Consider the following 10,799-nt stretch of genomic DNA (forward strand, 5'->3'; position numbering starts at 1 on the left):
TGATGAACGATTTCTCGTTCGTGCTTACTCACTCGTTGTTCAGTTTTCAAAGATCAATTTCTTTCGTTCACTGCCGTGTTACCGAAGCAGCGAGAAGTAATATACCATATTGGAATTTCATTTGCAAGCTTTTATTTTATTTATCCATTCGTGAAGTTATTCGGTCACGTTCAGACTCATTAATAAACGTTTGCCTTGCTTGTTCGTTTGGAACAAGAATCATAATATAACACATACGATTTCGTAAAGCAACCTTTTATCATTTTTTTATGAAGGAAACCTCTCGAGGTGCCAGAACATCTGGCAAACGAAAGGTTCAGTAAGATTATTTGATGAAAAAGCGTTCCAATCTACTTTAGCCTAATACTTTTGAGCAATAAATCCAGAGGTTCTCTCTCTTCAGACTCTCCGCGATGATCATGCTGGGCAAGCTTATCCAACCGCGTTATCTGGTGACCATAATCATACATAGCCGCAGCCACGATTGACAATCGCAGCATTCCTTTCGGCTGCTCATTATAACGGTCGATGAGTACTGTCATGAAATGCTCGTTCTCTGCTTCCATTTCCAAACCTTCCGAGCAATCTTCTTTGAGCTTATCATCGAATTTCAACAGAACGTACTCGTGGAACTTTATTAGCTTTTCCAAATGATCATCGAAATAGACATCGATTGCCTGTGTGCGGGATGTTTGAAAATAATGCTCATCCACGGCTTCAAGAACCTCAAGCCCTTTGTGCATCACGAGAAGCTTCTGCTTGTAAACAACGAGTTCACGAATGCGGTTTAACCCGCTTCCCTTCATTTTCTTAATCTCTTCTTCCATGAGTCTGTACTTATCCGATAAAGACTTCAAGCTGCTGCGCAGACTTTCTTTTTCCTCACGGAATACGGTCTCTTTCATTTCATTAGAGATAACTGTGCGAAGGAGGAGCGACATTTTAGCAAAAATAGTACGAATCTGTGCGGCGAATTGCTCTTTGGGTTTAGGTGGAAAGAAAAGGACATTCACCACGAATGCACAACCGATACCAATCAAACTCAGTAGCAATCGATTCATAGCAAATTGCCACTCTCCGGAAGCCTCCATAACCGCTACAACGGTAACTAAAGTAAGTCCGATCGTTTCCTCCATACCCATTCTTAAACTTATAATGATCACAATAATACATACAATTCCAATAGCAATCACATTATTAGAAAAAAACATGCCTGCAAGAAGTGCCAATGCCGCTCCTAGAATATTCGTCTGCAGCTGCTCCAGGAAATAGCGCCAAGATCGGTAGATCGAAGGCTGCATGGCAAAAATTGCCGCTACGGCCGCAATAACAGGAGGAGAGAAATTGAGCCAAGCACTTATGTATAAGGCCAAAGCAACAGCAATCCCCGTCTTCCACACGCGCGCACCGAAAACCATGAAACCCACCTCATTCACAAAGATCTTATTCAATATTATCTTACACAGGTAAGGATATGGATGCAAAGATGAAGTTTAGAGGGAACCACCGAGCAAGTCGCACTTGAATGACACCTCCTCTGGGTAGCCATACTGTAAAGATAACTTTCCTAATGCAGCAGGAGGACACCAATGATCAAACAAAAATGGCGAATTCCCCCTATGCTAGGGCTTGGTTTTAAGCTGGAAAAAGGGCAAGTCGTCCGTATAACCGATGTGATGGGTGAGCAAATTGCTGACTTTGTCGCCTATCGTACCGATGATACCAGCGTACGTCTGGATCCAGGAGTTACCAAAAAAAACCAGTACGGGCTGATGAGACCGATACTGGTTTTTTTTCAGTAAAGTATAGGTTTTATACTTTTGCTTCGCATCTACCTTGACAAACGCGCTCGTCCCTGAAGGACGACGGAGTCGTTTATCCTTGATTCAGTGTACAGTTCCTGCTCTATTATTAGGTGGCATTTGTGGCATTCCTTGTGCCGGAACGAAGGTGTTAAGCATTTTCTGCATATCGGAGGCTTCAAGCTGTGGAACTTGGTAGTAGGCATTTCTATTTTGATACAAGAAAATTTCATAGGCCATCTCGATAAAGTTCTGTACTTGGGAAGCCAATACACGACGTACAGCAGGGTTGGTCACTTCAACGGAAGTCATCGTCAATAGCGCAGCATGGGATTTCACAAGGCCTAGCATATGTGCGCTAATGCCTGCATCCTTCACATCAGCTAGCGATTGATTCGGCTTTTTGGGCTGTGTGGGCTTGATACCGTAGATTGGCTGTGACAAATTTCGGATCATATACGTCTGTGTTTCTTGACTAGGTTTTTGTCCCGTAGCGAAACACTCTGCTGTTATGTTGTAATGGAACAGCGTAAAGTTGTACTGACGATCCAAAATATCCAGAAGCTCGTTATCTTGGACGAACTGTCTGAAGATCATGAACTGGTCCAGCACATTAATCGTACAGGCTAGCACCTCGTGCAAATCAAAGAGCTCATGCCCCCCATGATTCATGTTCTGCATGCCTTGTGTTATGTTGTTATTTGGCGTTTGCTGCTGCATCTCGAAGTCTCCTTTAGTGAATGGAATAGTAACTTCGATAATATGAGTTATGTTGAGCGATTTTATTCGTGTTGTAGGTAAAATACCCCCGGCAGGATGCCGAGGGTGTGGTAATTTGAGATGTTTATGAGCAGCTGTCGCTAAGCTTTAGGTTTATCGCCAGTGCTGCTATTCGCTGCCTTGGCAGCTTTGGCTGCTGCTAATAGGCCTTTACTTTTATAAGGTTTTGGAGCACTCTTTGCTCTATTGGCACTAGCTTGCCATCGGTTCCAGCCCTTACTGTCTGTCCCTCTGCCGGTTCCGCCTTTACCCTTCGCTTTGCTCATGTATTCACTCTCAACAACGACGACCATGTGGTTTCAAGCCAATGATCGAAGTCAGGCCCTTTGTCACCTTCGTAAGTATCATATACGTCACTTCTGGTCTTCTGTAACTTTTCTTTAAACTCTTCAAACGTATGACCCTCCGGCAAGCTCTTCTTAATGCGCACAAAAACTTTACCCGCGCCTTTAATCAAGTCACCTTTTTTTCTTGGCGGCAGCTGAACATCTTCACCAAATGCCCGGAGTTTGCGGTAGGCAGCCTCTTGAATGGGATATACCGCATCGCTGCTCATCATACGCGCGAGTATGTTAATGGTTTGTTGATCGTTATACTGGCCTAATGCTTCAACGGCTTCTAGACGTTCTCTCCAATTGGATGTGCGATTGGCCGATTTTTTTAGTTCCTCAAAATTGGGAGGGATTTCGTTATTTAATTCGATGGTCAAATGATTCAAGCTCCTTCTGTCTGCTGTTATTAGATTGATGTTACACTTTTTTGATGTTGAGCGCCAACTTTTTGGTGATTATATTTAAAAACAGGACATCAAAGTACCATTTATACAGGATTTTATATATTTAATCATATTATACGGATATCTCATTTTATCAATGATTTCAATAACCTCAATTTGAGGGACGTTAATTATAAAAAAATAGTAAAAAACAAAACAACGACCAGCTCACACAATGCGAACTGACCGCTGCTTCATTTGCTATTCATTCTATCAGCCTCAATTTACGACAACACCTCTACAGTACTTGCATATTGCTGCATCGATTGCAATTTCCTCGTTACAATAAGCGCACGACTTATGTGTTTGCAAATCAGCCACCGGAACCACTTTACGCTTCTTCACGTTCATGTAAATCAATAAACCAACCACAACCACGATAACGGCCAATAACCAATAAACCATACCGAAACACCTCCTAGTTGATAAACAACTTCTGATGATTCCGTATAAGTATATTCGGTCACTCTTGTCCATTTGTCTTCGTTGTGAACAAGATTAATTTCCCCTTACATCATCATGGTTCGTTCCCGTAATGATGTCATATGTCATACCAGTCTTCAATGCTTTTTCAAACCTTGCTGTCTTTTCTCTATACATAGCCAGCGTATCGTAGGCAGTTCTCGATAACAGTCCCTCCGAATGGAAAGAATGCAAATTCAGCATTTCTTTTCGCGTTATTCTAATGTACTTTTACTCGATGCATCAACCATACACTTTGAACATAATATTAAAATAAAGCGCTTCCAATATTGCTATCTGGAGAATCTATAGGAGACATTTATAAATAGGGAGTTGATGTCCATGTTCAACCCAAAAGAATGGACCAAACAACTGAAATACATTCAAGGCGTTGTAAGAACGATCTACATCAACGAACACACTGGACTACCAAAGCTAAGTTCTACTTTCACCAAAGAGCAGCAGAAAGCGTTAGAACGTGAAGACAGAAAGTTATCACTTTCGTAATTAGAAGGTTGTGTTCTACTTTGTGCTGCCTTCTACTTTTTCTACCTTGCTGCGGTGGAGTGAACTTCTCTTTGCTACCACTCGCTCGGATTGATACCAATTCGTCATCTTCTCGTCTATAAAGATGAAAAATATCGTTAGAGACACGATTCCACTTCCCATCAAATCTGAATTAAAGAAAGAGGACCCCTTCCGGAGTCCTCTTAACTCTACCCTAGTACTTAACTACAATAAATATTAATCTAGATGAATACCAAAATGCTCTTGCAAGGCCACTTTATACTCTTCCTCGGTCTCCGGAGTGAAAGTCCTTACACCCGCTGATGTAAAGATGCGAAACTCTCGGCCCGCCAGCGTATTCCGTCCCTCCCGGGTGCGCATGGCTACCATTGGGCTCTTGGTAAAAATCGAATCCGGGGCGTTCTCACACCAGAAGGTTGCAAAGGTGAAATCCTTTGGCAGCTGAGGCTCCTCCGTAAACGAGTAAATGCGGTTCCATTCCTTGTTCTTCTGCTCACAAAGCATCCAACCATAATAGACATCGCGCTCGAGTCGATAACTCTCTTCTCCTTGATGCTGTTCAAGACCTTCTATCCATGCTATCGGCCTGCGAGGGACGATCCCACCCACTCCGACATCGCACAAATAAGCCGTGCCTTCTGCCTCTACCTTCAGGACGTGATGACGTCGTTTCGGCGGCGAATTCGGCTCATCGCGCCAAAATCGAGCGACCAAGTCAGTGACCGAATAGCCAAGTTCCCGCAGCAGCCAGCCAAATAAAGCATTCAATTCGAAGCAGTACCCTCCGCGCCCGCGCACGACAATCTTCTGATATACATCCTGAGGATCCAACGATAATGCTATGCGGTTCATAATGTCCAAATTTTCGTACGGAACCGTATGCAGATGGCACTCCTGCAGATCAGCAAGTAGCTTTGCGCTGCCATCGAGCGAACCTTCAAAACCGATACGTTCCAGATAGGTCTGAATCTGACTATTTTTACTGAACATGTCGAACAACTCCATCCTTTGAGAGTCTCCCCGGTTGCTATAGTTTATTTCTTTTTTTATTGATAGACAAGTTCGTGAGATTTAACAACAATATACTTTTAAAAATACCATCATTACCCTATTTCTGCCTTATATTCCGTTTAACTCTTCATAAAAAGCTTACAAAACGACAACGGTTTTCGAGCGACATTTTAGTTCTAATCCGTTAATCTATGAAAAACGATTCATAGGAGGTTAACTTATGATTCAAAACTTAGAGCTATGCATTACGGGCTTGTTAATTATCTCCATCATGTTTCATCTTTTTATAGATATAGTCAAAAAAAATAAAATCATTAACTATCCAATTCAAGAAGAGGAAGTCATCAAAGTTGTTTACCCGCAGTACATCGATTGCAGCCGAAATATTAATCTTTCACTTCTTCCCAAAGAATATCTCTTTACGGATGGGCAGCTCAGTGAGATTCATTAATTTAAGGAGGCCATACTGTGTCAGACAAGGTAATCAGTGATGAAGAGTTGATGCTGCTGCTGTCCCCTACAAACAATAAAGAAGAAAATGAGCTATCAGAGAAACCGAAGCTAACCATGAAATTACTATATGAGCTTATTAAAAAGCTTAAGCAAGAGAACATGCTGCTTTCCAAGCGTGTAGACGAATTAGAACAGCAGTTGGATTTACTGCATCAGATGCGAGATGAGGTGGCCACCACCCTAGATCTGCCGATGATCAAGGAACCCGAAATAACAGTCGGGATGGAAGCTGAGCTCGTTTCTAGCCTCCCGCAAACCATCCTAACATCCCGCGCCGAACGTCATCCTTCTAAAAAGAATAATAAGAATAAGTTCTTATTGACCTATTTATTGTCTCACTTAACCAATTTCCACTTCAATTAGCTTGAACTGCGTCACATCGACGATACCTCGGTTTGAAATCCGAATTTCAGGAATGACGGGTAATGCAATTAATGAGAATGTCATAAACGGGGCGTTCAACGGACAGCCAATTTGTTTCCATGCTTTTTCGAGCTCTGCAACCTCTTTAATCACTTCAAGCAATGATTTATCTGACATGAGGCCTGCGATGGTCATAGGTACTTGAGCCAGCACTTTACCGTTCTCTACAACGATCATGCCGCCTCCCATTTTGACAAGCTCATTAGCTGCGAAAGCCATATCCTGCTCATTGATCCCCATAACAATTAGATTGTGACTGTCATGCGCCACTGTAGAGGCTACCGCACCTGCCTTCAATTGAAAGCCATGCGTAAAACCAAGTGAAATTTGACCCGTTCCACGGTGTCGCTCGATACAGGCTAAACGGATAATATCCTGCTCCGCATTTGGTTGGATGAACCCATGCTCAACACTTAGAGCTGCAGTCATTTTCTCTGTTCTTGCACTGTTTTCAATAATGCGGATGACATTGACCATCGTCTTATCCTGATGACTGCGACTTTCAAGCTTGAAGTCCTCAGCCGTAAGCTCTTGCTTAACGTTCATGGAATTACGGATGTGCTCGGGATAGACAAATTCGGGAAATTCTACCGTAAGCTTGCCATTATCAAAAACAACTAGACCATCGGTAATGACCGTTGAAGGTTCGACCTTCTGCAAATCATCCAGCAATAAAATGTCAGCACATTTACCGGGAGTAATACTGCCCAAATCTTTTTCCATTTTAAAATAGCGCGCCACATTAATCGTTACCATTTGTATCGCTGTTACAGGATCGACACCTTCTTCGATCGCGCGGCGTACGACATGATTGAGATGCCCCTTCTCCACCAAAGTTTGCGGATTTACGTCATCCGTTACGAGCGAAATATTGGACGTGTTGACCTTATCTTCCGTTACCACTTTAATGACCTCTTTGACATCGTGCCAAGCCGAACCTTCACGAATCATAAGGTGCATGCCCATGCGGACTTTGTGAAGACCTTGTTCCCGAGTTACAGTTTCATGATCAGATGTCACACCGGATGCCATATAAGCTTGCAGCATGCGATCATCATCACTTGGAAAATGTCCTGTGACGGTTTTACCACTCTTGATCGTTTCTTCGATCTCCCCGCACATTTTCGGATCACCGTAAACGACACCCGGGAAATTCATGACTTCGCCAAGTCCAACCACGTTATCCCATTGCAGTCCCTCTTTAATATCGGTCACTTCCAAGCTTGCACCTGCATCTTCCAAGTCCGTAGTCGCCGGTACACAGGATGGGAAAGTCGTAAATACTTTGAGCGGCAGCTGCTGCCCCTCTTCGTGCATCAACCTTACACCCTCTGTTCCAAACACATTGGCAATTTCATGAGGGTCCATGAAAATCCCCGTTGTTCCTTTGGCTAATGCCGCTTTGGCAAACTCGGTAACGGAAAGCATCGTGCTTTCAACATGCATATGACCATCTAAAAATCCCGGAGACATATACTTCCCTGTGGCATCGATAACGACCGTTTGAGCCCCAATGGTATGGTCTGCATTCCCTACATACGCAATTCTACCTGCTGCGACAGCAACATCTATATGCTCAAGTAATTCACCAGAATACACATTGACAAGTGTTCCATTCTTAAAGACTACATCGGCAAAAGCTTCGCCTAATGCCACCTTAGCTAGCGTTCTGCTCACTTCCACTAGCTTATTTCTTTTATTTAGCGTTCTTTTATTTAGAGTCATGGGTTTTGTACTCCTTTATGTATTTAAATTAATTGATCTATTCTTCACCATATAAATTTACCATGAAAAAGGTTTTTCTCAAGGGATGCATCCTATAGCAGAGGATTCCCCATTTCTATTTATTAAATTATACGGAGCGAAGGGCATTCAGATGTTTCGTTTAAACGAAAAAGACCACCCGAAGGTGATCTTTTTCTGTGAAGCGGGCGGCGGGAATACTCCAAATACTTATTTAAAATGCTTCCTACGGAAGCGGCTAGTGGTATATTTGGACGCGCGTCCTACTAGGGTATATTCTATGATGTCTTCACGGACGGTCGAACCATACGGCTTCTCTTCCGGTTCCCGTTCAAACGAAAAAGACCACCCGAAGGTGATCTTTTTCTTTGAAGCGGGCGGCGGGAATACTCCAAATACTTATTTAAAATGCTTCCTACGGAAGCGGCTAGTGGTATATTTGGACGCGCGTCCTACTAGGGCATATTCTAGATGTCTTCACGGACGGTCGAACCATACGGCTTCTCTTCCGGTTCCCGTTCAAACGAAAAAGACCACCCGAAGGTGATCTTTTCTGTGAAGCGGGCGGCGGGAATCGAACCCGCGCGATCAGCTTGGAAGGCTGAAGTTCTACCATTAAACTACGCCCGCGYGTCTATCGGGACGACACGATTTGAACATGCGACCCCCTGCTCCCAAAGCAGGTGCTCTACCAAGCTGAGCTACGTCCCGATAAGCTATATGAAAATGGCGCGCCCTGAGAGATTCGAACTCCCGACCTTTTGATTCGTAGTCAAATACTCTATCCAGCTGAGCTAAGGGCGCTTATTAAATGGAGCGGAAGACGGGGATCGAACCCGCGACCCTCGCCTTGGCAAGGCGATGCTCTACCGCTGAGCCACTTCCGCATGGGTACCTCAGGAGTATGAATACTGCTGAGRATTTGATGCGCGTAGAGGGACTTGAACCCCCACGGTCACCCGCTAGATCCTAAGTCTAGTGCGTCTGCCAATTCCGCCATACGCGCATGCTGTAAATAAGGCAAGTTGATGCGCGTAGAGGGACTTGAACCCCCACGGTCACCCGCTAGATCCTAAGTCTAGTGCGTCTGCCAATTCCGCCATACGCGCATGCTGTAAATAAGGCAAAGTGAGTCATGTAGGATTCGAACCTACGACACCCTGATTAAAAGTCAGGTGCTCTACCAACTGAGCTAATGACTCATAAAATTTAATGGGGTCCCCGTAAAGTTAAAGGAATTCGCTTCAGAGCTTACCTTCACTTTATGGGGTATAGTACTGGGGATCAAGGATTTGAACCTTGGCATGACGGAGTCAAAGTCCGTTGCCTTACCGCTTGGCTAATCCCCAACATAGTTTGGAAATGGAGGCTGATGGATTCGAACCACCGAACTCGAAGAGAGCAGATTTACAGTCTGCCGTGTTTAGCCACTTCACTAAGCCTCCAAATAATAAAGCCTTACCGGGCCCCGAAAAAGTAATAGACGTTGCTATAAAGTTTCCTTCACTTTTTGGGGTATTATGGCGGAGCTGACGGGATTCGAACCCGCGGTCTCCTGCGTGACAGGCAGGCATGTTAGGCCACTACACCACAGCTCCAAACAGTGTAAAACAACTCTTAGAAAAGAGTTTGGTTGCGGGGGCAGGATTTGAACCTGCGGCCTTCGGGTTATGAGCCCGACGAGCTACCGGGCTGCTCCACCCCGCGACATTAAAGTATAATTCTTTTATGGGCCCCGAAAAAGTATTCGGCGTCGCTACAAAGCTTCACTTTACTTTTTTGGGTACTATGGTGGAGGCTGACGGGATCGAACCGCCGACCCTCTGCTTGTAAGGCAGATGCTCTCCCAGCTGAGCTAAGCCTCCATGGGATTCGGATTAAGCTTCGTGGCTTTACGTCACTTTGTGGGGATTTTTGGTGACCCGTAGGGGACTCGAACCCCTGTTACCTCCGTGAAAGGGAGGTGTCTTAACCACTTGACCAACGGGCCAAACTTAAAAAATTACCGACGGAGAGAGAGGGATTCGAACCCCCGCACCACTTACGCAGTCTAACCCCTTAGCAGAGGGTCCCCTTATAGCCACTTGGGTATCTCTCCATTATCTAGTAGCGGCAGAGGGGCTCGAACCCCCGGCCTTACGGGTATGAACCGTACGCTCTAGCCAGCTGAGCTACGCCGCCATATTGTCTTTCCTTATCTTAAGAACGGAGAAGGAGGGATTCGAACCCTCGAGACGCTTGTGACGTCTACACGATTTCCAATCGTGCTCCTTCGGCCGCTCGGACACTTCTCCATATATTTTATGGGATCCCCAAAAAGCAATCGGAATATGCTGCGAAGCATCACTTCACTTTTTGGGGATTTGACTCCCCGAACAGGACTCGAACCTGTGACAACTCGATTAACAGTCGAGTGCTCTACCAACTGAGCTATCAGGGAATATGGTGGAGCCAAGCGGGATCGAACCGCTGACCTCCTGCTTGCAAGGCAGGCGCTCTCCCAGCTGAGCTATGGCCCCTCGTTTATTGGGGTAACCTGGTGGGCCCTAGTGGACTCGAACCACCGACCTCACCCTTATCAGGGGTGCGCTCTAACCAGCTGAGCTAAGGGCCCAAATGTATAAGCTAGCGTAGAGTGCGGCAAAAAAAATACCCACTAGGGGTATTCTGCTTGGCAACGTTCTACTCTCCCAGAACCCTGCGGTTCAAGTACCATCGACGCTGGAGGGCTTAACGGTCGTGTTCGAGATGGGAACGCGTGG

The 10,799-nt window shown here is 44.9% G+C and carries 12 protein-coding genes, 19 tRNA genes and 1 rRNA gene; 4 read left to right on the top strand and 28 right to left on the bottom strand.

What is annotated here, in order from left to right; translation table 11 throughout:
- Positions 1-350: 350 nt before the first annotated feature.
- Entirely contained in the window at positions 351-1,418 is a 1,068-nt protein-coding gene (locus ASG93_RS25940; RefSeq protein WP_056836743.1) for an FUSC family protein, read from the bottom strand.
- Between the two features lie 171 nt (positions 1,419-1,589).
- Between ASG93_RS25940 and ASG93_RS25945 the strand changes: the two genes are divergently transcribed.
- On the top strand, positions 1,590-1,802 hold the full coding sequence (locus ASG93_RS25945; protein ID WP_056836745.1) for a DUF1989 domain-containing protein: 213 nt from the start codon (positions 1,590-1,592) through the stop codon (positions 1,800-1,802).
- Positions 1,803-1,886: 84 nt separating this feature from the next.
- On the opposite strand, the gene ASG93_RS25950 is transcribed toward ASG93_RS25945, so the two are convergent.
- The 4 genes from ASG93_RS25950 to ASG93_RS25965 all read right to left on the bottom strand — a co-directional run bounded on the left by ASG93_RS25950 (position 1,887) and on the right by ASG93_RS25965 (position 3,762).
- A complete protein-coding gene (locus ASG93_RS25950) occupies positions 1,887-2,522 on the bottom strand; it encodes a spore coat protein (protein WP_056836747.1) in 636 nt (211 codons plus the stop codon).
- A 140-nt stretch (positions 2,523-2,662) separates the two neighbouring features.
- On the bottom strand, positions 2,663-2,848 hold the full coding sequence (locus ASG93_RS25955) for a DUF3934 family protein (protein ID WP_056836750.1): 186 nt from the start codon (positions 2,846-2,848) through the stop codon (positions 2,663-2,665).
- On the bottom strand, positions 2,845-3,291 hold the full coding sequence (locus tag ASG93_RS25960) for a HEAT repeat domain-containing protein (RefSeq protein ID WP_414858886.1): 447 nt from the start codon (positions 3,289-3,291) through the stop codon (positions 2,845-2,847). Before ASG93_RS25960 ends, ASG93_RS25955 begins: the two co-directional genes overlap by 4 nt.
- Before the next feature lie 285 nt (positions 3,292-3,576).
- Positions 3,577-3,762 (bottom strand): hypothetical protein, encoded by a 186-nt coding sequence (locus ASG93_RS25965; protein WP_056836754.1) that lies wholly within the window; start codon positions 3,760-3,762, stop codon positions 3,577-3,579.
- 399 nt (positions 3,763-4,161) lie between these two features.
- On the opposite strand from ASG93_RS25965, the gene ASG93_RS35435 reads away from it, so the two are divergent.
- The gene (locus ASG93_RS35435; RefSeq protein ID WP_156411045.1) at positions 4,162-4,326 is read left to right on the top strand and encodes a hypothetical protein; all 165 of its coding nucleotides are present in this window, start codon (positions 4,162-4,164) and stop codon (positions 4,324-4,326) included.
- Between the two features lie 15 nt (positions 4,327-4,341).
- On the opposite strand, the gene ASG93_RS36855 is transcribed toward ASG93_RS35435, so the two are convergent.
- Both ASG93_RS36855 and ASG93_RS25970 read right to left on the bottom strand, forming a co-directional pair.
- Entirely contained in the window at positions 4,342-4,473 is a 132-nt protein-coding gene (locus ASG93_RS36855) for a hypothetical protein (RefSeq protein WP_268796059.1), read from the bottom strand.
- Positions 4,474-4,563: 90 nt separating this feature from the next.
- On the bottom strand, positions 4,564-5,352 hold the full coding sequence (locus tag ASG93_RS25970; protein WP_082615106.1) for an arylamine N-acetyltransferase family protein: 789 nt from the start codon (positions 5,350-5,352) through the stop codon (positions 4,564-4,566).
- A gap of 226 nt (positions 5,353-5,578) precedes the next feature.
- Here ASG93_RS25970 and ASG93_RS25975 point away from each other — a divergent pair, with 226 nt between their 5' ends.
- The gene (locus tag ASG93_RS25975) at positions 5,579-5,809 is read left to right on the top strand and encodes a hypothetical protein (protein ID WP_056836755.1); all 231 of its coding nucleotides are present in this window, start codon (positions 5,579-5,581) and stop codon (positions 5,807-5,809) included.
- Between the two features lie 17 nt (positions 5,810-5,826).
- Positions 5,827-6,234 (top strand): hypothetical protein, encoded by a 408-nt coding sequence (locus ASG93_RS25980; protein WP_056836757.1) that lies wholly within the window; start codon positions 5,827-5,829, stop codon positions 6,232-6,234.
- On the opposite strand, the gene ade is transcribed toward ASG93_RS25980, so the two are convergent.
- The 21 genes from ade to rrf form a co-directional block, all read right to left on the bottom strand.
- Positions 6,211-8,019: an adenine deaminase gene (gene ade / locus ASG93_RS25985; RefSeq protein WP_056836759.1), complete on the bottom strand. Its 1,809-nt coding sequence runs from the start codon at positions 8,017-8,019 to the stop codon at positions 6,211-6,213. The genes ASG93_RS25980 and ade overlap by 24 nt on opposite strands.
- A 577-nt stretch (positions 8,020-8,596) precedes the next feature.
- Positions 8,597-8,667 (bottom strand) — tRNA-Gly (locus ASG93_RS25990).
- A gap of 7 nt (positions 8,668-8,674) precedes the next feature.
- A tRNA-Pro gene (locus ASG93_RS25995) sits at positions 8,675-8,748 on the bottom strand.
- Between the two features lie 16 nt (positions 8,749-8,764).
- Positions 8,765-8,841: transfer RNA gene (locus ASG93_RS26000), tRNA-Arg, on the bottom strand.
- An 8-nt stretch (positions 8,842-8,849) separates the two neighbouring features.
- Positions 8,850-8,924 (bottom strand) — tRNA-Gly (locus ASG93_RS26005).
- A 39-nt stretch (positions 8,925-8,963) separates the two neighbouring features.
- Positions 8,964-9,043 (bottom strand) — tRNA-Leu (locus tag ASG93_RS26010).
- Positions 9,044-9,066: 23 nt separating this feature from the next.
- Positions 9,067-9,146 (bottom strand) — tRNA-Leu (locus ASG93_RS26015).
- Between the two features lie 20 nt (positions 9,147-9,166).
- Positions 9,167-9,239 (bottom strand) — tRNA-Lys (locus ASG93_RS26020).
- 75 nt (positions 9,240-9,314) lie between these two features.
- Positions 9,315-9,386: transfer RNA gene (locus ASG93_RS26025), tRNA-Gln, on the bottom strand.
- A 14-nt stretch (positions 9,387-9,400) separates the two neighbouring features.
- Positions 9,401-9,482, bottom strand: a tRNA-Tyr gene (locus ASG93_RS26030).
- A gap of 76 nt (positions 9,483-9,558) precedes the next feature.
- Positions 9,559-9,635 (bottom strand) — tRNA-Asp (locus ASG93_RS26035).
- Between the two features lie 32 nt (positions 9,636-9,667).
- A tRNA-Met gene (locus tag ASG93_RS26040) sits at positions 9,668-9,744 on the bottom strand.
- Between the two features lie 82 nt (positions 9,745-9,826).
- Positions 9,827-9,902, bottom strand: a tRNA-Val gene (locus ASG93_RS26045).
- Between the two features lie 50 nt (positions 9,903-9,952).
- Positions 9,953-10,027, bottom strand: a tRNA-Glu gene (locus ASG93_RS26050).
- A 19-nt stretch (positions 10,028-10,046) separates the two neighbouring features.
- Positions 10,047-10,135: transfer RNA gene (locus ASG93_RS26055), tRNA-Ser, on the bottom strand.
- Between the two features lie 9 nt (positions 10,136-10,144).
- A tRNA-Met gene (locus tag ASG93_RS26060) sits at positions 10,145-10,218 on the bottom strand.
- Positions 10,219-10,243: 25 nt separating this feature from the next.
- A tRNA-Ser gene (locus tag ASG93_RS26065) sits at positions 10,244-10,331 on the bottom strand.
- A gap of 73 nt (positions 10,332-10,404) precedes the next feature.
- Positions 10,405-10,477, bottom strand: a tRNA-Asn gene (locus ASG93_RS26070).
- A gap of 3 nt (positions 10,478-10,480) precedes the next feature.
- A tRNA-Ala gene (locus tag ASG93_RS26075) sits at positions 10,481-10,556 on the bottom strand.
- A gap of 18 nt (positions 10,557-10,574) precedes the next feature.
- Positions 10,575-10,651: transfer RNA gene (locus ASG93_RS26080), tRNA-Ile, on the bottom strand.
- Between the two features lie 55 nt (positions 10,652-10,706).
- Positions 10,707-10,799 (bottom strand): 5S ribosomal RNA (rrf, locus tag ASG93_RS26085); the annotation flags it as partial.

Origin of the sequence: Paenibacillus sp. Soil787 (assembly GCF_001429545.1) — a bacterium.
In the GTDB taxonomy this organism is placed as follows: Bacteria; Bacillota; Bacilli; order Paenibacillales; family NBRC-103111; genus Paenibacillus_E.

Excerpts from the sequence above, each read along its gene's own strand:
- ASG93_RS25955 (WP_056836750.1), bottom strand. The coding sequence starts at position 2,848 with ATGAGCAAAGCGAAGGGTAAAGGCGGAACCGGCAGAGGGACAGACAGT.
- ASG93_RS25965 (WP_056836754.1), bottom strand. The coding sequence starts at position 3,762 with ATGGTTTATTGGTTATTGGCCGTTATCGTGGTTGTGGTTGGTTTATTG.
- ASG93_RS25940 (WP_056836743.1), bottom strand. The coding sequence starts at position 1,418 with ATGGTTTTCGGTGCGCGCGTGTGGAAGACGGGGATTGCTGTTGCTTTG.
- ASG93_RS25970 (WP_082615106.1), bottom strand. The coding sequence starts at position 5,352 with ATGGAGTTGTTCGACATGTTCAGTAAAAATAGTCAGATTCAGACCTAT.
- ASG93_RS25945 (WP_056836745.1), top strand. The coding sequence starts at position 1,590 with ATGATCAAACAAAAATGGCGAATTCCCCCTATGCTAGGGCTTGGTTTT.
- ASG93_RS25975 (WP_056836755.1), top strand. The coding sequence starts at position 5,579 with ATGATTCAAAACTTAGAGCTATGCATTACGGGCTTGTTAATTATCTCC.
- ASG93_RS25950 (WP_056836747.1), bottom strand. The coding sequence starts at position 2,522 with ATGCAGCAGCAAACGCCAAATAACAACATAACACAAGGCATGCAGAAC.
- ASG93_RS35435 (WP_156411045.1), top strand. The coding sequence starts at position 4,162 with ATGTTCAACCCAAAAGAATGGACCAAACAACTGAAATACATTCAAGGC.
- ade (WP_056836759.1), bottom strand. The coding sequence starts at position 8,019 with ATGACTCTAAATAAAAGAACGCTAAATAAAAGAAATAAGCTAGTGGAA.